This is a genomic window from Gemmobacter aquarius (genome assembly GCF_003060865.1).
GTDB classification, from domain to species: Bacteria; Pseudomonadota; Alphaproteobacteria; order Rhodobacterales; family Rhodobacteraceae; genus Paragemmobacter; species Paragemmobacter aquarius.
In genome coordinates this window covers 1,754,626-1,771,750 of sequence record NZ_CP028918.1, presented here as the reverse complement: position 1 = coordinate 1,771,750, position 17,125 = coordinate 1,754,626, and the positions used below count along the sequence as shown (strand labels likewise).

The following is a 17,125-nucleotide window of genomic DNA, read 5'->3' as shown; positions in this document are numbered from 1 at the left end:
AGAATTTACCGCTCGGAAATTCTACTCGAGTTCGATGGTGCCCGGCGGTTTAGAGGTGCAATCGTAGAAGACGCGGTTGACGCCCTGCACCTCGTTTATGATCCGCGTGGCGGTTTCGCCGAGGAAATCATGGGTGAAGGGGTAGTAATCTGCCGTCATGCCATCGACCGATGTGACGGCGCGCAATGCGAGTGCGTAATCGTAGGTCCGTCCGTCGCCCATCACGCCCACCGTCTTCATCGGCAGGATCGCGGCGAAGGCTTGCCAGATGTCGTCGTAAAGCCCGTGTTTGCGGATCTGGTCGATATAGACCGCATCGGCGCGGCGTAGGATGTCGAGCTTTTCGCGCGTGATTTCACCGGGGCAGCGGATAGCGAGGCCGGGGCCGGGGAAGGGGTGGCGACCGATGAAAGGCACGGGCAGGCCGAGTTCGCGGCCAAGGGCGCGGACTTCGTCCTTGAACAGCTCGCGCAGGGGTTCGACCAGTTTCATGCCCATCTTTTCAGGCAGGCCGCCGACATTGTGGTGCGATTTGATGGTGACCGACGGCCCGCCCGAAAAGCTGACGCTTTCGATAACGTCGGGATAGAGCGTGCCTTGGGCAAGGAAGCGCGCGCCGCCGATGGATTTGGCGTGTTTCTCGAACACCTCGATGAACAGCCGCCCGATGGTCTTGCGCTTGACCTCGGGGTCCGAGACGCCTTCGAGCGCGCCGAGGAACAGGTCGGATTCGTCGGCGTGGATCAGCGGGATGTTGTAGGTGTCGCGGAACATGGTGACGACCTGTTCGGCCTCACCCAGCCGCAGAAGGCCGTGGTCGACGAAGACGCAGGTAAGCTGGTCACCGATGGCTTCGTGGATCAGCACGGCGGCGACCGATGAATCGACCCCGCCCGAAAGGCCGCAGATGACGCGTTCGGTGCCGACCTGTTCGCGGATCTTGCGGATCGCTTCCTCGCGGTAGGCGCCCATGGTCCAGTCGCCCTTGAAGCCTGCGAGTTTCACGAAGTTTTCGTATAGCTTCGCGCCTTTGGGGGTGTGGTGCACCTCGGGGTGGAACTGGACGGCGTAAAAGTGGCGTGCGCGGTCGGCGGTTATGGCGAAAGGCGCGTTGGGAGAGGTGCCCAGAACTTCGAATCCCGGTGCGATTTCAGAGACATGGTCGCCGTGGCTCATCCAGACCTGTTCGCGGCCTTCGGTGAACCAGCCGTCGAGCATCGGGTCGCGCTTGTCGGCAGGCGTGACATAGGCGCGGCCGAATTCGGCGGTGCCGTGGCCGCGTTCGACCTTGCCGCCGAGGCAGTGCATCATGACCTGCTGGCCGTAGCATATCCCGAGGATCGGCACGCCCATGTCAAAGACACCGGCGGGCGGCATCGGCGCGCCATCGGCAAAGACCGAGGCGGGGCCGCCCGAGAATATCACCGCTTTCGGGGCGAAGGACGCGAGGAAGGCGCCGTCCACTTTGTTGAAAGGGTGGATTTCGCAATAGACGTTCAACTCGCGCAGGCGACGGGCGATGAGCTGCGTCACCTGGCTGCCGAAGTCGATGATGAGGAGGCGGTCGTGTGCGATTTGTGTCATGCGCCCGCATAGGATGAAGTCGCGAAATCTTCAAGGGGGGCAAAGCTGCTTGCGAAGCGGGCGGGGGCCGGCCCCCGCACCCCCGGGATATTTGGACCAAGGAGAACGGGGAAGGCAGGTCGCTGTTGATGTGCCGCGATGTCGCTTTTGCGCCTCAAGCGACGCATTCGGGGGCGGGGCTTTTTCGTTTCGGGCGCATAAGCAGGGCAAAACGAGCCGCGCGCGGCAATGGATGGAGAATGGCGATGGGCGATATGGATGTTGCGGGCGCAAGCGCGGGCGGACGGCGTCAGGTGCGGGGGGGCGGCGGGTCGGCGCGTCGGGCCGAGCGCACGGCGGTCAGCCTCGAGACGGCGAAGTTCATCCAGCGCAACATCCCGAATTTCGAGATTCTGAACGAGGAAGCGCTGCAGATCATCGAATGGAACGCGGATACCGTGCTTGAGGAGATCGGGGTCAATTTCGTCGAGAACCCCGAGGCGCTGCGGCGTTGGAAGGAAGCGGGCGCCGATGTGCAGGGCGAACGGGTCAAAATTCCACGCGGGCTTGCGCGCAAGCTGTGTGCGACCGCGCCCTCGACCTATACCCAGCACGCGCGCAACCCTGAACGCAATGTCGTTGTCGGTGGCCGCAATCTGGTGCTGGCGCCGGTTTATGGCCCCCCCTTCGTGCGCGATATCGAAGGCGGGCGGCGCTATGCGACGCTGGATGATTTCCAGAAGTTCGTGAAGCTGGGTTATATGTCGAAATGGCTGCACCATTCGGGCGGCACGGTCTGCGAGCCGACCGATGTTCCGGTAAACAAGCGCCACCTTGATATGCTGCACGCGCATATGGTGCTGTCGGACAAGCCCTATATGGGGTCGGTTACCGAACCGAGCCGTGCTGCGGATTCGGTCGAGATGTCGAAGCTGCTGTTCGGGGCGGATTTCGTCGATCAGAACACGGTGATGACCAGCCTGATCAACATCAACAGCCCGTTGACATTCGACGGGATCATGATGGGGGCGCTGGAGGTTTTCGCCAAGGCCAATCAGGCCGCGATCATCTCGCCCTTCATCGTGGGCGGTGCGATGGCCCCCGTCACGGTGGCAGGCACGCTGACGCAGGTGCTGGCCGAAGTGCTGGCGGGCGTGGCCTATAGCCAGTTGGTGCGCCCCGGTGCGCCGGTGATCTTTGGCGCTTTCGTGACCAGCATCGACATGAACTCGGGCGCGCCGACATTCGGCACGCCCGAGGCGAGCCACATCACCTATGGCGCGGGGCAATTGGCGCGGCGGTTGAACCTGCCTTACCGGTCGGGCGGGTCATTCTGCGGATCGAAACTGCCTGATGCGCAGGCGGCTTATGAAACCGCGAACAGCCTGAACATGGCGCTGCTGGCCGGTGTGAACTTCATGCTGCATGCCTGCGGCTGGCTGGAAGGCGGGCTTGTTTCGTCCTACGAGAAATATGTGATGGATGCCGACCAGTTGGGCACGCTGCACCATCTGGCCCAAGGCATCCACATGGACGCGAACGGGCAGGGCATGGACGCGCTGCGCGAGGTGGGTCCGGGCGGGCATTTCCTGGGCTGCCAGCACACGCAGGACAATTTCAAATCGGCCTTCTGGCGGTCGGACCTGTTCGATTACAAACCGTTCGAGACCTGGGCCGAGGAAGGCGCGCGCGACACGCAGGCGCTGGCGGCAGAGCGGGTGAAGAAGATGCTGGGCGATTACCAGCAGCCCGCTCTGGACGAGGGCATCCGCGAGAGCCTTGACGAATATGTGGCCAAGAAGAAGGCCTCGATGCCGGACGCCTTTATCTGAGCGAAGCCGACGCGAGAACCGAAGAGAAACCCGTGCCGGAAGGCGCGGGTTTTTTCATGGCCGCAACCGTTCTTCGGCGAGGAGTGCGATGAGCAGTTCGATGTGGCGGGCGAATGAGTAGGTCGCGCCGCCGCTGCGTCGCGATGATTCCATGCGGGCTTCGGCTTCGGTCAGGGCGTCAAGCGGGGTCTGGCCTTGGGCGCGGGCCGTCAGGCGCGGCAGGTCGCGATCACGGCGGTAAAGCGCCAGACCGTGGCGGGCCGCGCTGAGCAGAAGGCGCGGGCGGCGGCGGTCTATGACCTGCGGCAGGGCAACGGGGGCCTCGTCGGGGCGGGGAGGGGGGAAGTTGAAGGACATGGGAGCAGCACCTTTCCTTGACGGTGATGCAAGAATAGCGCGATGCAACCTACCGTTGCGCGATCGACAGAGCAGCGCACGGTCGGGGGAGCAGAGTTTAACGAAGTATTGGCATATTTCATAAGGAACGGGCCACGTTAACCATTCAGTAACCATTACACGTTGGGGTTGTGTGTAAGACGTGATTGACAGGGAGTTGACTGGTGAAATCGACAGGTTTGGGGGACATGGCCGATCAACCGATTGCAGGGCGGGTGCCGGTCTGGGTGCCAATCTGGGTGCCGGAAGCGGTGCGAAGCTATCTGGCACATGTCGACGGTGGCCTGTCCTTGCGCGAGGTGGCGCGCCAGCAGGGGGTTCATGCGTCGACGATCCTGCGGCAGGTGCGGCGCTACGAAAGCCGGCGCGACGATCCTTTGGTCGATGCGGCGCTGGACGGATTACGGTCGAGCGAAGGGGGCGGGGTTATGCGAACACAGACAAGCGGGGGAACCGGCAAGGCGACGGCGTCGGCCGTCGATGCGGCGGATCTGGGAGCCGAGGCGCAGCGGGTGCTGGGACGGATGCTGGAGACAGCGACGGTTCTGGTCGTCTCGGCCGGGTTGGAGCGGGCCGTGGTGTTGCGGCAATGCGCCGACGGCAAGACACAACGGCTTTGCACGGTCGAGCGGTCGGTGGCGCAGGCCTTCGCGCTGAACGACTGGATCGTCTGCGATGCAGCCAAGGCGGGCGCGGGGCCGGGGCGGGTTTCGGTCTACCGGATCACCGTAGCGGGGCGCAGCATGCTGCGGCGCAAAGGGGCCGCACAGTTCGACGCGGTCTTTGGCGCACAGCACCGCCAGATGGAGATGCGCGAGATCGAGGGGGCTGACGGGCGGATGCGGATCCGCGTCAATGTCGCGGAAAGCCCGATCGTGATGCTGGGGCGCAAGAAGGACAAGGACGGCAAGCCCTATCTGGCGGCCGACCTGATCCGTGTGGCGGAAAGGCTGCGCGAGGATTTCGAACTGGCGCAGATGGGGCCGCGCGTGGCGCAGAACTGGGACCGCTTCCTGACGGCAGGGGACCGTGGCGGGTTCCGGTCGGATTCGGGGCTGGCCGAGGGGCCGAGGGCGGCGCGCGAACGGGTCTTGAAGGCGCTGCAAGACCTCGGCCCCGGTCTGGGCGATGTGGTGCTGCGGGTGTGCTGTTTCGTCGAGGGGATCGAGACGACCGAGCGGCATATGGGATGGGCCGCGCGGTCGGGCAAGATTGTGCTGCGGATCGCCTTGCAGCGGCTGAAGCGCCATTACGAGGACCGCTACGGGCCTTCGGGGCCGTTGTTCGGTTAGGCGGAAAAGCCGTTGGCGAGGATGCCGAACGAGACGAGTGCCAGCCAGCAGGCCGCGGCGCGGCGAAAGGCTATCGGGCTGGCGGCCCTGGTGCGGGGAAGGACCGCGCCGAGGCCTGCCCAGAGGAGCGCTGTGCCAACGACAAGCAGGGCGAAGACGGTAAGGCCGGTGACGGGCGGCGCGCCCGGCAGCAGGACGAGGCCGAAGATCAGCGCCTTGGGGTTGAGAAGGGTGGTGACGAACAGGTGCCGGGGCGTCACAACCGTAACGCCGTGCCCCTCGGCAGGGCCGCGCCAGAGGGTGAGGGCGAGCAAGAGCACCCAGACACCGGCGACCAGAGCGATGGCGGGGCGCATGGCGGCCAGATGGGGCGCGGCCGCCCCCGCCAGCAGCAATAGCGGGGTGACGGTCAGAAGATAGGCCGCAAGCTCGACCGGGATCAGGCGCAGCGTTGCGCGAAAGCCGCGATCGGAACCCGCAAGCAGCATCAGCGTATTGGTCGGGCCCGGCGTGAGCAGAAGTCCGAGCAGGGCGAGCAGCAAGGCGGCGGTCGGCATCGGGTGACTTTCCGGTTGGTACGGCGCATCTGGCACCATGTCGGGGCCGCATGAATGACTTGGGACTATTAGCACCGACGCGGCAAAGGGCAAAGCCTTGCGGCAAATGGTGCGGGTGCGGGGCCGGTCGGTTGCGCGGGACGGGGAAAGGGCTTATCTGAACGTCAAGTCGGCTGTGCCGGATATGTCGCCCGTGGCGGCAAGGGCAGGCCGCGGTCAGGAGTTTTGCCTTGCGCGACCTTAAATTGCCCGATCAGCGCCACCCCGAAAAGGCGCATCGCCCCGACAACGAGCAGCCCAAGAAACCGGCGTGGATACGGGTCAAGGCGCCGACGTCCGAAGGGTATAAAAAGACCCGCGACATCCTGCGCGAGAAAAAGCTGGTCACGGTCTGCGAGGAGGCCGGTTGCCCCAATGTGGGGGAATGCTGGAGCCAGGGCCACGCCACCATGATGATCATGGGCGAGATTTGCACGCGGGGCTGCACATTCTGCAACGTGGCGACCGGAAAGCCGCAGACGCTGGATGCGTTCGAACCGGGGCGCGTGGCGCATGCGGTGGCCGAACTGGGGCTGAAACATGTGGTGATCACAAGCGTTGATCGCGATGATCTGGACGATGGCGGGGCCGAGCATTTCGCCCAGACGATCCGTGCGATACGGCACCGGTCACCCGAGACGACGATCGAGATTTTGACGCCCGATTTCTTGAAATGCCCGGCCAGCGCGCTGGAAATGGTGGTCGAGGCGCGGCCCGACGTGTTCAACCACAACCTCGAAACCGTGCCGGGGCTTTACCCCGAGGTGCGGCCCGGCGCGCGGTATTTCCATTCGTTGCGGCTGTTGCAAAAGGTGAAAGAGCTTGACCCGACGATGTTCACCAAGTCGGGCATCATGGTGGGCCTTGGCGAGGAACGGCAAGGCGTGTTGCAGGTGATGGATGACATGCGGGCGGCGGATGTCGATTTCCTGACCATCGGACAGTATTTGCAGCCCACACCGAAACATCACCGCGTCGCGCGTTTCGTGACCCCCGAAGAGTTCAAGGCCTATGAGACCAGCGCCTATGGCAAGGGATTCCTGATGGTTTCGGCCACGCCGCTTACGCGGTCATCCTATCACGCGGGTGACGATTTCGCGCAATTGCGCGCGGCGCGGATGGCGAAGCTGGGGCGGGCGTGACCTGACGCCGGGGCGGACAGCCCCGGCGCTGGGGACATCGTCAGAAGCTGATGCCGACAGATGCGGTGTAAAGTTCGTCGCTGATGACGCCTTCGGAAAAACCGGCTTCAGCGTAAAGCCCGTTGGTAAAACCGTATTTCGCCGACAGGCCGAAAGCGTCGTCGCCGCCGAAGGCGCTGTCGAACACCATATAGCTTGCGGCGAGATCGAGGTTTTCGACGAGGCTGTAGATGGCGTAGATTTGCGTTGCCGACTGGTCGAACATGCCAAGCGACGTGTAGATCGCGCCCATTGTCAGCTTGTCGAGGCGCGCTTCGGCACCGATGTTATAGATTGTCTGGGCGAAATTGCCGTCGTCTGCGAGCCGCTCGACAGAACCGCTGAACGAGACGGTGTCGAGGTTCAAGCGCGCTGCCGCATCGATGATGTCTCCACCGTCGAACCTGTTGTAGGACGCTCCGGCCTGCAAGTTGCCGAACGTGCCATCGTAGCGGATGCCGGCCGGGGTATCGAGGTTGCCGCCGAGCGTCAGGATGGTGCTGCGGAAACTGCGTCCGACAGGCACGATCAGATCGACGATGCGTGCGCCGCCGATTACGGGTGCGTCGAAGTAATCGTCGACGACCGGACGCGGCGCGCCGATCTGGATATTACCGAAATCGGCGGTGTAGGTGAGTGCGCCGTAGAAAATGCTTTCGCTATCGCCCGAAATCGCAATCGCATCGAGACCGATGAAGCCGCCGAAGGCCCCGCCGGGTTGCCGGAAGGTCAGGTCAGCCGAGCCATAGGCCAGCGTTTCGCTGTCGCCGTCCGCGTCGAAGTATTCGATCTCGACTTCGCCGGTCGCTGATAATCCGTTGCCGAAGTCGAATGCGACGGACGGAAGCGATGACGCGCCGAGCATGAGTGCCGAGACAAGGATGCTATGTTTCATGGGAACTCATTTGGACCGGGAGCAAGACACTCACGCCCTGCGGGAAGATAATTTACATACGTTAATACCTGAACGGCAAAATCAGACACCCGGATAGCGGCTATGTCGCGGACTCGGTCGATGGACAGGGCAGTATGGTAAAAAAGGCGGGGAATGCCCCGCCTATTTCACTTTGTGCCGAAAGATAGGGCGAAAAATGTGAAGATCAGAATTTATACCCGACCGAGGCATCCATAAGCAGGCCGGTATCGTCGCCGTCGGCGATGCCGCCCGACAGGTAGGCGCCGTTGCCGAAGCCCCAGCCTGCGGTGACGCCGTAAAAGTATTGCTCGGTGCCGAAATCCTTGCGCGCGAAACTGCCACCCACGGTCAGGCTGTCGGAGATGCGGTAAGCGCCGTTGAGCTGGAAGGTGGTGCCGTCGGCGGTGATGGTCTGGCGCGAGAGATAGGCCGAGACGCTGTATTGCCCTTGGTCATGCGCCACGCCGATCAGGCCCGAGAAGCCGCCTTCGAGGCTGGCGTTTTCGATCATGCCTTCCACCTGGGTCTGGCCGAAGGTGTATTCGGCAGCGCCTTGCAGGATGGTCGTATCGCTGCCGTCGAAGCGGTGGATCGACGCGCCGTAGCGGATGTCTCCGCTGCTGCCCGAATAGCGCAGGCCGTAGCTTTGGCGGTTCTCGCCCTTGGCGATCGCGCCGACGACCGAGGGCGTGCCGAGGGTGACGGGCTGGCCGGGCAACAGACCGCCCGCGTCGATGCCCTTCATTCCGGCAAAGGACGGTACGTCGATCAGCATGTCTGCGGCGGATTCGGGCGCGCCGACGGCAAATTCGCCGAAGGGGGTTGCGAACAGGGCCGCGGCATAGATCGATTTGAACTCGCCCCCGCCATCGAGGGCGAAATCGGCGTCGGTGCCAAGCTCTCCACCGAAGCTGCCGCTGCGGTAGCGCAGCATGACATCACCCGACAGAAGTGTGGTGGACGCATCGTTGCCGCGCAGGAATTCAAGCTCGACCTGACCCGAGGTTTCGAGACCTTGGGCATGGGCGGAAAGCGGGCAAATAGTGACGAGAAGCGCCGCAAGGGCGCGTGAATGCCTGTTCATTTATTATACAACCTGCTGCTCGGTTTTTTTAACTGATACCACAGGTTGCGTCATGCTGCAACCTGTCGGCAGGCGGGCAGGCGGAACGGCGCTGCCCGGTCACGCTATTGCGAGGGCGCGACGCGTTGCAGGTAGGCTGCGACGGCGGCGCGGTCGGACTCGGGGAGTTTGGACATGTTTTCGACCACATGCGCCATATGTCCGCCGACCGAGTCGAATTCGGGCGTGAAGCCGGTGGTCAGGTATTCGACGACCTCGTCGGGCGACCATGACAATTTGGCAGGGGTGATGTTCGGGATGGTGCCTTGGCCCGAAGGGTTTGGTGCCCCTGCAAGCCAGCGCGAGCGGTCAAGCCCGCCCAGCGCGTTGCGCGGGGTGTGACATTCGCCGCAATGGGCCATGGCTTCTGCGATGTAGCGGCCACGGGTTTCCTCGGGCGTCAGGTCTGCTGTCACCACGTAGTCCGGGTCGAGGAACAGCACTTTCCACAGGCCAAGCCCGCGGCGCAGGGTAAAGGGGAAAGACATGTCATGCGGCTGGCTGGGGGTCGCATCGGGCGGCAGGGTTTGCAGATAGGCGTAAAGGTCGACCACATCCTGCGGTGCCATGTGTTGATATGCGGTATAGGGCAGGGCAGGGTAAAGGTGCTCGCCCTCGCGCCCGATGCCGCGCTGCAGGGCGTTGCCGAGGTCTTCTACGCTCCACGCGCCGATGCCATGGTCGGGGTCGGGCGAGATGTTGGGCGCGATAAAGGTGCCGAAGGCCGATGGAAATTTTTGCCCGCCCGACAGGACAAGTTCCGCGTCGCCTGTGGCATCGCTGGCCATGTGGCACGAGGCGCAGCCTGCGGCGGTGAACACCTGCTGGCCATGCGCTGCGTCGGGCGTGAGGTTTGCGAAAGCGTCGTCGGGCAAGCGGTCGGGCAGGGTAAGAAACCAGAAGGCCCCGAAGCCGAGGATGGCAAGAGCGCCGAGAAGACCGAGAATGCGCCGCATCTGTCTGTTCCACTTGCTATGCTGCAGAGAGCCTAGGCCTTGGGGCAGGATCGGCACAAATGACGTTTTCGCCAAGTGACGAAGTCATGCGACGCGCCTTTCGTCAGGGTTTCAGCTTTTGCGGGGCAAGCCAAGCGGGAAAGCCGAACAGGCGTTCGAGCAGCACGACGGCGATGCAGAAGGCCACCACCGCAAGCACCAGCTTGACCCGCCCCATCGAGGGCGGGTTGCGGGCCCAGCGGGCCATGCGGATCAGCCAGATCGGGTTCATGCGGTGAACCGGACCTTGCCGATATAGGGCAGGTTGCGGTTCCTTTGCGCGAAGTCGATCCCGTAGCCGACGACGAATTCGTCAGGGATCTCGAAGCCCGTCCATGTGGCGCGGATGTCCACCTCGCGCCGCGAGGGTTTGTCGAGCAGGGCACAGACCTCGAGCCACTTTGGTTCGCGCGACAGGAGCAGGTTTTTGACATGGTGCAGCGTAAAGCCGGTGTCGACGATGTCTTCGACCACCAGAACGTCGCGGCCCGCGATTTCGCCGCGCAGGTCTTTCAGGATGCGGACCTCACGGCTGGAATGCATCGCGTCGCCATAGGAGGAGGCTTCGAGGAAATCGACCTCGACCGGCAGATCGATTTCGCGGACCAGATCGGCGATGAAGACGAATGACCCGCGCAGCAGGCCGACCACGGTCAGCTTGTCGGTGCCCGCGTAATGGGTGGTGATTTCGGCGGCCAGAGCCTCGACCCGCGCGGCGATGGCCTTGGCGCTGATCATCTGGTCTATGACATAGGGTCTGTCGGGCATGTGATCCTGTCCTGCGGCGGAGGGGCCTCTTGATTTCCGCCTCAGGCTTACCCAATACCGTGGGGCAAGTCACGGGATGGATCGGATGCCGACGCATCATGAAATCAAACGCCTGCCCTATACGGCGCAGCAGATGTACGACCTTGTGGCCGATGTGGGCCAGTATCCGAAGTTTCTGCCCTGGAATTCGGCTGCGCGTATCCGGTCGCGCGTGCCGGTCACGGCTGCGGGAGAGACGGGCGAGGTGATGGAGGCGGATCTCGTGATCAGCTTCAAAGTGTTCCGCGAACGCTTTGGCAGCCGTGTGACGCTGTGGCCGGTATCGAAGCGGATCGAGACGGAATATCTGGACGGGCCGTTCCGGCATATGCGCTCGACCTGGGGTTTCCGCGACGTCGAGGGCGGCTGCGAGGTCGAATTCTTCGTGGATTTCGAGTTTCGCAACGCGATTTTGCAGGGGATCATCGGGGTCGTGTTCAACGATGCGATGCAGCGCGTGGTGCGGGCGTTCGAGCGGCGGGCGGCGGAATTGCACGGGCCAAAGTTCTAGCGAAATCTGACGCAGATTTCGCGCCGGTTTTTGACGCAAAAACCGGTGGCAGGCCGGGCACCCGGAATTTGCGTCAAATTCCGTTGCGAAGTTTGCGTCAAACTTCGCTGTCGCGCATGCTTTCGGCCAGCAGGTCGAGCGCGTGGTCCACTGTGGCGCGCCGCACGTTGGCGCGGCCAAGCGCGCCGAAATCGACGGTTTCGGTCCGGGTTGGCCTGCCGCTGCGCGCAAGGCCGAAACAGACGCGGCCTTCGGGTTTGTGGGCCGATCCGCCGGGGCCTGCGATGCCTGTGACCGAGACGGCGAGCTGTGACGCCGAACGGGAAAGCGCGCCTTCGGCCATTTCGCGGGCGACCTGCTCGCTTACAGCGCCGAAGGCAGCGAGGCTGGCTTGGGTGACGCCGAGCATGTCGCGTTTGGCGGCGTTGGAATACGTGACGAAGCCGCGGTCGAAGACATCGGACGAGCCCGCGACCTCGGTCAGCTCGCCCGAGATCAGGCCACCCGTGCAGCTTTCGGCGGTGGCGATGCAAAGGCCCTTGGCGCGGGCGGCTTGCAGGACTTCGGCGGCTTTGGTCACAGCAGGAATACCCCGTGATAGAGCACCCCGCCCGCGATGACGGCGAGGCCCGCGAACAGACCGGCCCAGAGGTCGTCGATCATCACCCCGTCGGCGTCACCTCGGGCGTCGGCACGGCCTATGAGCCATGGTTTCCAGATGTCGAACAGGCGGAAGGCGAGAAACGCGCCGACCCATGCGGGCCAGGGCAAAAAAGCATCCCATCCGCGCGACCAGAAGGCGAGGGCTGGGAAAAGCAGGGCGATCCACTGGCCTGCGACCTCGTCTATCACGAATTCGGACGGGTCAGCACCGGGTTTGCCGGCAAGTTCGGCGCGGCAGGCCCAGAAGCCGGCAAGTGTTGCGGCAACGGTAGCGAGCACGAGGACCGGTGCGCCGAGGTAACGGTCGATGAGAAGGCCGACAAGGATGGCCGCGGCCGATCCCCATGTGCCGGGTGCGGGGCGCAGGTGGCCGATGCCGAAGACGGTGGCGATGCGAAAGGTGAGGGTCATGCGCGCACCATGCAGGCTGTGGCAAGGGCGGCGATGCCTTCTTCGCGCCCGGTAAAGCCGAGCCGTTCGGAGGTGGTGGCCTTGACGCTGACCTGATCCGCCGCAACCCCCATTATGCGGGCGAGTTCGGCCTGCATGGCGGCTGCGTGCGGGCCGATCTTCGGGCGTTCGCAGACCAATGTGATATCGCAATTGCCAAGCCGCCAGCCGTGTTCGGCGGCAAGGGCGATGGCATGGGCAAGGAAGATGTGGCTGGCGGCACCCTTCCATTGCGGGTCGCTTGGCGGGAAGTGGCGGCCTATGTCGCCCAGCGCCAAAGCGCCATAGATCGCATCGGTCAAGGCGTGCATGCCGACATCGGCGTCAGAATGGCCCAAAAGCGCCTTGTCATGCGGGACTTTCACCCCGCAGAGCCAGACGTGGTCTCCGGCCGTGAAGGCATGGACATCATAGCCGTTGCCGATGCGAAGGGTCATGGAGCGGTCCTTGAGTATGGCCTTTGCCCGCGCGAAATCGGCGGGGAAGGTGAGTTTGATGTTGGAGTCGTCGCCTTCGACGATTGTAACGTCGATCCCGGCGGCGCGGGCGACTTCGACATCGTCGGCGGCGGGGCCGGTAAGGGCGCGGTGGGCTTGCAGGATTGCGTCGAAGCGGAAGCCTTGCGGGGTCTGTGCGCGGTAGAGCTGGGTGCGGTCTTGTGTGCCCGACACAAGGCCGCCGGTGCCGCGCCAGAGCGCATCGGTCACGGCGAGGGCCGGCGCGGCACCGGGGCTGGTGGCAAGTGCGGCAAGGACGCGGTGGATCAGCGCCGCCGAGACGAGGGGGCGGGCACCATCATGGATCAGCACGGTGTCGATGCCCGAGCCATCGAGCGCTTCGAGCGCGTTGCGGACCGAGGCATCGCGGGTGGTGCCACCTTCGACGAGGGTGACGCCCGAAAGCTGCTCGGCGCGGGCGCGGTCATCGGGATGGATGACGAGCACGAGCTGCGATACGCCTGCGGAGCGGAAGGCGGCGATGGTATGGGCAAGCACCGGCTGTCCGGCAAGCCTTTGCCACTGCTTGGGCAGATCGCCACCCGCGCGGGTGCCACGGCCTGCGGCGACGATGATCGCTGCCGTGCGGGCCGCTGTCTGGGGTGTTACGTTCATGCTATGACCGGATAAGAAACGTTCTGTCCTAGTTAGGCCAGAGTGTCGCGCCTGACAATCTGGCGTCGAAACGGACCAATTGCACAAAATTTGTGCAATTGCTGTTTTTCGATCATATTCACTGCGCTTAACCTTGGCCTGCTGGCGAAGGGGGCGCTAACTCCACCCTGAACGCACAAGGAACAGGCATTTTGTCGCTCTGCCTCGGACCGCATCTCATCGACCCTCCTGTTCTGCTGGCTCCGCTGGCCGGTATCACCGACCTGCCGTTCCGCCGTCTTGTGGCGCGGTTCGGGGCGGGTCTTGTCGTGTCGGAGATGGTGGCAAGCCAAGAGGTCGTGCGCGCCCAACCCGAGGCGCGGGCGCGGGCCGAGCTTGGGCTTGGGGAACAGGCGACATCGGTGCAACTGGCGGGGCGCGAGCCTTACTGGATGGCGGAAGCGGCCAAGCTGATGGAGGCGCAGGGGGCAAAGATCATCGACATCAACATGGGCTGCCCGTCAAAGCGGGTGACGACTGGCTTGTGCGGGTCGGCGCTGTTGCGCGATCTGGACCTTGCGCTTGACCTGATCCGCGCCGTGGTGCGGGCGGTTTCGGTTCCGGTTACGTTGAAGACGCGATTGGGCTGGGATGATGCGCTGCTGAATGCGCCGGAATTGGCCAAACGGGCCGAGGATAACGGCGTGAAGATGGTGGTGATCCACGGGCGCACGCGCTGCCAGTTCTACAAGGGGGCTGCCGATTGGCGGGCCATTCGCGCGGTGAAAGATGCCGTGACGATTCCGGTGATTGCCAATGGCGATATCGTCGACGCGGGCACGGCTGCGGCGGCGCTGGCGCAATCGGGGGCGGACGGCGTGATGGTCGGTCGCGGAGCGCAAGGCGCGCCGTGGCGGCTGGCGCAGATTTCGCACGCGCTTTACGGCACGCCTGCGCCCGAGGTGCCCCAAGGCGCTGCCTTGGGCGACATGGTGGGCGCACATTACGAGGATATGCTTGGCTTTTACGGGCGCGATCTGGGCATGAAATGCGCGCGCAAGCACCTTGGCTGGTATCTGGACGAGGCGGGCTTGCAGGCGGCGCGGGGGGCTGTGCTGACGGCGGAAGACCCTGCCGTGGTGCTGCGGCTGGTCAGCGCCGCCTTTGCCGATGCAGCGCAGGTGGCGGCATGAATCCGGCCTATCGATCGCCCTATCCGGTTCCGGGGGTGGTCTGGGCCTCGCTTCCCTTGCCTGCCTTGCTGATCGGGCCGGACAACCGCATTGCCGAGGTGAATCCGGCAGGCGAGATTTTCCTGAACGCGTCGAGCCGGTCCTTGATGGGCCAGCCCGCCTTTGACCGGCTGTCGATCGACGCGCCGATGGAAGATGCGCTGCGGCGGGCGCGGGCGAACCAGTCGCCTTTGTTCATCAACGATGTCGACATGACCACCGGAGAGCGGGCGCCGGTGCAATGCAACATCCAGATCGCACCGATGCATGACAATGCCGATGTGATCCTGCTGATCATCTCGCCCCGCGACATCGCCGACCGTCTGGGCCGGTCGATGCATGTGAAATCGGCAGCGAAATCGGCGATCGGCATGGCCGAGATGCTGGCGCACGAAATCAAGAACCCGCTGGCCGGTATTTCGGGGGCGGCGCAATTGCTGTCGATGGGGCTGGAGGCCGAGGACCGCGAATTGACCGATCTGATCGTCGAGGAGACGCGGCGGATCGTGAAGCTGCTGGAACAGGTCGAGCAATTCGGCAATGTGCGCCCGCCCGAGTTGCGGGCGGTGAACATCCACGATGCGCTGGACCGTGCGCGCAAATCGGCGATGGTCGGTTTTGCCGCGCATATGCATATCGTCGAGGAATACGACCCGTCGCTGCCGCCGACCTTTGCCGACCCCGACCAGTTGATGCAGGTGTTCCTGAACCTGATCAAGAACGCGGCCGAGGCCTGCCAGCGCGCGGGCGAGGGCAGCACCATCCGGCTGAGGACGTTTTACGACCTGTCGCTGCGGCTGCGGCGCAAGGATGGCACGCCTGCCGCGCTGCCGTTACAGATCGAGATCATCGATGACGGGCCGGGGATTCCGCCCGATCTGTCGGGTGACATATTCGAGCCATTCGTTTCGGGGCGCGAGAACGGGACGGGGCTGGGCCTCGCGCTGGTCTCGAAGATCATATCGGACCATGAGGGGTGGATTTCCGTGGATTCGGTGCCGGGACGCACCGTTTTCAGGGTGTCCCTGCCGATGGTGCCAAGGGTTAAAAAGGAGCAAAAGTGATGGATGGCACGGTGCTTGTGGCGGATGACGACCGGACGATCCGCACGGTCCTGACGCAGGCGCTGACGCGGGCGGGGTGCAAGGTGCACGCCACCAGCAGCCTGATGACGCTGATGCGCTGGGTCGAGGAAGGGAAGGGCGATCTGGTGATCTCGGATGTGATCATGCCGGACGGGAACGGGTTGGATGCACTGCCCCGCATCGGCAAGTTGCGCCCCGGTCTGCCGGTAATCGTGATTTCGGCGCAAAATACGATCATGACGGCGATTCAGGCGGCCGAGGCCGAGGCTTACGATTACCTGCCCAAGCCGTTTGACCTCCCCGATCTGATGAAGCGTTCGGCCCGTGCGCTCGAGTTGAAGCGCCGCGCTCCGGCCAAGCCGGTGCAGGTGCGCGAGGCGGCGGATGACCTGCCGCTGGTGGGGCGGACAGCGGCGATGCAGGCACTGTACCGGCTGGTGGCGCGGGTGATGAACACCGATCTGGCGGTGCTTGTGACAGGCGAATCGGGCACCGGCAAAAGCCTGATCGCCAAGGCGATCCACGATTTTTCCGACCGTCGCAGCCAGCCCTTCGTGGTCGTGCAATCGTCCGACCTTGCCGGAGTGGACGGGCCTTCGGCGCTTATGGCGCGGGCCAAGGGCGGCAGCCTCGTCTTCGACGAGATCTCGGATTACGACGACGACACGCAGGCGCGGATCGTGCGGATGCTCGACATGATGACCGACAACGCGCCGCGCATCATGGCGACCTCGCAAAGCGATCTGTCGGGGCGGATGGAGGCGGGCAGTTTCCGGCAGGATCTGTTCTACCGTCTGTCGGGCGTGACGCTGCATGTGCCCAGTTTGCGCGAAAGGGTCGATGACATTCCACTTCTGGCCGAACATTTCCTTGCCAAGGGCGAACGCGATTTCGGGTCGATCCGGCGGCTTTCGGGCGACGCGCGCGAATTGGTGCGGGCCTATAGCTGGCCGGGCAACGTGCGCCAGTTGGAAAACACGCTGCGGCGGCTGATGGTCACCAGTTCCGAGGCCGAAATCGCGCGCGGCGAGGTAGAGGCGGTGCTTGGCAACCAGCCCGCGATGGAGCCGCTGAAGGGCGGTGGCGAAGGCGAGAAACTTTCAGCGAGCGTCGCGCGTCATCTGAAGCGCTATTTCGATCTGCATGGCGGGCAATTGCCGCCTGCGGGGGTCTACCAGCGCATCCTGCGCGAGGTCGAGATGCCGCTGATCGAGCTGGCGCTGGATGCCACGGCCGGAAATCAGGCAAAATGTGCCGATCTTTTGGGTATCAACCGCAATACTTTGCGTAAGAAGATTACCGACCTCGATATACGCGTGACACGCCGCCGCAAACTGATGTAAAACCGCAACATCAAGCGTGTCCTGCAGGTATCACCGCGGGATGGGCACA

The 17,125-nt window shown here is 63.9% G+C and carries 18 protein-coding genes; 7 read left to right on the top strand and 11 right to left on the bottom strand.

Features of this window, described 5'->3' with window-relative positions:
- Positions 1–21 precede the first annotated feature (21 nt).
- The gene (gene guaA, locus HYN69_RS08520; protein WP_108435367.1) at positions 22–1,584 is read right to left on the bottom strand and encodes a glutamine-hydrolyzing GMP synthase; all 1,563 of its coding nucleotides are present in this window, start codon (positions 1,582–1,584) and stop codon (positions 22–24) included.
- 245 nt (positions 1,585–1,829) lie between these two features.
- On the opposite strand from guaA, the gene HYN69_RS08515 reads away from it, so the two are divergent.
- On the top strand, positions 1,830–3,395 hold the full coding sequence (locus HYN69_RS08515) for a trimethylamine methyltransferase family protein (protein WP_230426557.1): 1,566 nt from the start codon (positions 1,830–1,832) through the stop codon (positions 3,393–3,395).
- Between the two features lie 54 nt (positions 3,396–3,449).
- Here HYN69_RS08515 and HYN69_RS08510 read toward each other — a convergent pair whose 3' ends face one another.
- Complete coding sequence (locus HYN69_RS08510) at positions 3,450–3,752, bottom strand: DUF6477 family protein (RefSeq protein ID WP_230426531.1); 303 nt, start codon at positions 3,750–3,752, stop codon at positions 3,450–3,452.
- Between the two features lie 227 nt (positions 3,753–3,979).
- Here HYN69_RS08510 and HYN69_RS08505 point away from each other — a divergent pair, with 227 nt between their 5' ends.
- Positions 3,980–5,083: a DUF6456 domain-containing protein gene (locus tag HYN69_RS08505; protein WP_108435366.1), complete on the top strand. Its 1,104-nt coding sequence runs from the start codon at positions 3,980–3,982 to the stop codon at positions 5,081–5,083.
- Here the strand turns inward: HYN69_RS08505 and HYN69_RS08500 are convergent.
- Positions 5,080–5,640, bottom strand: a complete 561-nt coding sequence (locus HYN69_RS08500) for a hypothetical protein (RefSeq protein WP_108435365.1) — start codon at positions 5,638–5,640, stop codon at positions 5,080–5,082. The genes HYN69_RS08505 and HYN69_RS08500 overlap by 4 nt on opposite strands.
- Positions 5,641–5,870: 230 nt before the next feature.
- On the opposite strand from HYN69_RS08500, the gene lipA reads away from it, so the two are divergent.
- Positions 5,871–6,821: a lipoyl synthase gene (gene lipA, locus HYN69_RS08495; protein WP_108435364.1), complete on the top strand. Its 951-nt coding sequence runs from the start codon at positions 5,871–5,873 to the stop codon at positions 6,819–6,821.
- A gap of 40 nt (positions 6,822–6,861) precedes the next feature.
- Here lipA and HYN69_RS08490 read toward each other — a convergent pair whose 3' ends face one another.
- The 5 genes from HYN69_RS08490 to hpt all read right to left on the bottom strand — a co-directional run bounded on the left by HYN69_RS08490 (position 6,862) and on the right by hpt (position 10,662).
- Positions 6,862–7,755 (bottom strand): hypothetical protein, encoded by an 894-nt coding sequence (locus HYN69_RS08490; protein WP_108435363.1) that lies wholly within the window; start codon positions 7,753–7,755, stop codon positions 6,862–6,864.
- A 205-nt stretch (positions 7,756–7,960) separates the two neighbouring features.
- The gene (locus tag HYN69_RS08485) at positions 7,961–8,860 is read right to left on the bottom strand and encodes a hypothetical protein (protein WP_108435362.1); all 900 of its coding nucleotides are present in this window, start codon (positions 8,858–8,860) and stop codon (positions 7,961–7,963) included.
- A gap of 104 nt (positions 8,861–8,964) precedes the next feature.
- A complete protein-coding gene (locus HYN69_RS08480) occupies positions 8,965–9,855 on the bottom strand; it encodes a cytochrome c (protein WP_108435361.1) in 891 nt (296 codons plus the stop codon).
- Between the two features lie 103 nt (positions 9,856–9,958).
- Positions 9,959–10,126 (bottom strand): hypothetical protein, encoded by a 168-nt coding sequence (locus HYN69_RS20980; RefSeq protein ID WP_174213610.1) that lies wholly within the window; start codon positions 10,124–10,126, stop codon positions 9,959–9,961.
- Complete coding sequence (hpt, locus tag HYN69_RS08475) at positions 10,123–10,662, bottom strand: hypoxanthine phosphoribosyltransferase (RefSeq protein ID WP_108435360.1); 540 nt, start codon at positions 10,660–10,662, stop codon at positions 10,123–10,125. Before hpt ends, HYN69_RS20980 begins: the two co-directional genes overlap by 4 nt.
- Positions 10,663–10,747: 85 nt before the next feature.
- Between hpt and HYN69_RS08470 the strand changes: the two genes are divergently transcribed.
- Entirely contained in the window at positions 10,748–11,212 is a 465-nt protein-coding gene (locus HYN69_RS08470) for a type II toxin-antitoxin system RatA family toxin (protein ID WP_108437104.1), read from the top strand.
- A 97-nt stretch (positions 11,213–11,309) separates the two neighbouring features.
- On the opposite strand, the gene HYN69_RS08465 is transcribed toward HYN69_RS08470, so the two are convergent.
- The 3 genes from HYN69_RS08465 to HYN69_RS08455 are packed head-to-tail and all read right to left on the bottom strand — an operon-like array spanning position 11,310 to position 13,437.
- Positions 11,310–11,792: a CinA family protein gene (locus tag HYN69_RS08465; RefSeq protein ID WP_108435359.1), complete on the bottom strand. Its 483-nt coding sequence runs from the start codon at positions 11,790–11,792 to the stop codon at positions 11,310–11,312.
- Positions 11,789–12,286, bottom strand: a complete 498-nt coding sequence (locus HYN69_RS08460) for a phosphatidylglycerophosphatase A family protein (protein ID WP_108435358.1) — start codon at positions 12,284–12,286, stop codon at positions 11,789–11,791. The genes HYN69_RS08465 and HYN69_RS08460 overlap by 4 nt, the downstream gene beginning before the upstream one ends.
- The gene (locus HYN69_RS08455) at positions 12,283–13,437 is read right to left on the bottom strand and encodes a bifunctional 2-C-methyl-D-erythritol 4-phosphate cytidylyltransferase/2-C-methyl-D-erythritol 2,4-cyclodiphosphate synthase (RefSeq protein WP_108435357.1); all 1,155 of its coding nucleotides are present in this window, start codon (positions 13,435–13,437) and stop codon (positions 12,283–12,285) included. The genes HYN69_RS08460 and HYN69_RS08455 overlap by 4 nt, the downstream gene beginning before the upstream one ends.
- Positions 13,438–13,628: 191 nt before the next feature.
- Between HYN69_RS08455 and dusB the strand changes: the two genes are divergently transcribed.
- The 3 genes from dusB to HYN69_RS08440 are packed head-to-tail and all read left to right on the top strand — an operon-like array spanning position 13,629 to position 17,076.
- Entirely contained in the window at positions 13,629–14,609 is a 981-nt protein-coding gene (gene dusB / locus HYN69_RS08450; protein WP_108435356.1) for a tRNA dihydrouridine synthase DusB, read from the top strand.
- Positions 14,606–15,712: a two-component system sensor histidine kinase NtrB gene (locus HYN69_RS08445; RefSeq protein ID WP_108435355.1), complete on the top strand. Its 1,107-nt coding sequence runs from the start codon at positions 14,606–14,608 to the stop codon at positions 15,710–15,712. The genes dusB and HYN69_RS08445 overlap by 4 nt, the downstream gene beginning before the upstream one ends.
- Positions 15,712–17,076 carry a response regulator gene (locus HYN69_RS08440; RefSeq protein ID WP_108435354.1) on the top strand — a complete coding sequence of 455 codons (1,365 nt, stop codon included), beginning with the start codon at positions 15,712–15,714 and terminating at the stop codon, positions 17,074–17,076. Before HYN69_RS08445 ends, HYN69_RS08440 begins: the two co-directional genes overlap by 1 nt.
- Positions 17,077–17,125 lie beyond the last annotated feature (49 nt).

Bases quoted from the DNA above. Each gene is read 5' to 3' on its own strand.
- guaA (WP_108435367.1), bottom strand. From the start codon at position 1,584: ATGACACAAATCGCACACGACCGCCTCCTCATCATCGACTTCGGCAGC.
- HYN69_RS08515 (WP_230426557.1), top strand. From the start codon at position 1,830: ATGGGCGATATGGATGTTGCGGGCGCAAGCGCGGGCGGACGGCGTCAG.
- HYN69_RS08510 (WP_230426531.1), bottom strand. From the start codon at position 3,752: ATGTCCTTCAACTTCCCCCCTCCCCGCCCCGACGAGGCCCCCGTTGCC.
- HYN69_RS08505 (WP_108435366.1), top strand. From the start codon at position 3,980: ATGGCCGATCAACCGATTGCAGGGCGGGTGCCGGTCTGGGTGCCAATC.
- HYN69_RS08500 (WP_108435365.1), bottom strand. From the start codon at position 5,640: ATGCCGACCGCCGCCTTGCTGCTCGCCCTGCTCGGACTTCTGCTCACG.
- HYN69_RS08490 (WP_108435363.1), bottom strand. From the start codon at position 7,755: ATGAAACATAGCATCCTTGTCTCGGCACTCATGCTCGGCGCGTCATCG.
- HYN69_RS08485 (WP_108435362.1), bottom strand. From the start codon at position 8,860: ATGAACAGGCATTCACGCGCCCTTGCGGCGCTTCTCGTCACTATTTGC.
- HYN69_RS08480 (WP_108435361.1), bottom strand. From the start codon at position 9,855: ATGCGGCGCATTCTCGGTCTTCTCGGCGCTCTTGCCATCCTCGGCTTC.
- HYN69_RS20980 (WP_174213610.1), bottom strand. From the start codon at position 10,126: ATGAACCCGATCTGGCTGATCCGCATGGCCCGCTGGGCCCGCAACCCG.
- hpt (WP_108435360.1), bottom strand. From the start codon at position 10,662: ATGCCCGACAGACCCTATGTCATAGACCAGATGATCAGCGCCAAGGCC.
- HYN69_RS08470 (WP_108437104.1), top strand. From the start codon at position 10,748: ATGCCGACGCATCATGAAATCAAACGCCTGCCCTATACGGCGCAGCAG.
- HYN69_RS08460 (WP_108435358.1), bottom strand. From the start codon at position 12,286: ATGACCCTCACCTTTCGCATCGCCACCGTCTTCGGCATCGGCCACCTG.
- HYN69_RS08455 (WP_108435357.1), bottom strand. From the start codon at position 13,437: ATGAACGTAACACCCCAGACAGCGGCCCGCACGGCAGCGATCATCGTC.
- HYN69_RS08445 (WP_108435355.1), top strand. From the start codon at position 14,606: ATGAATCCGGCCTATCGATCGCCCTATCCGGTTCCGGGGGTGGTCTGG.
- HYN69_RS08440 (WP_108435354.1), top strand. From the start codon at position 15,712: ATGGATGGCACGGTGCTTGTGGCGGATGACGACCGGACGATCCGCACG.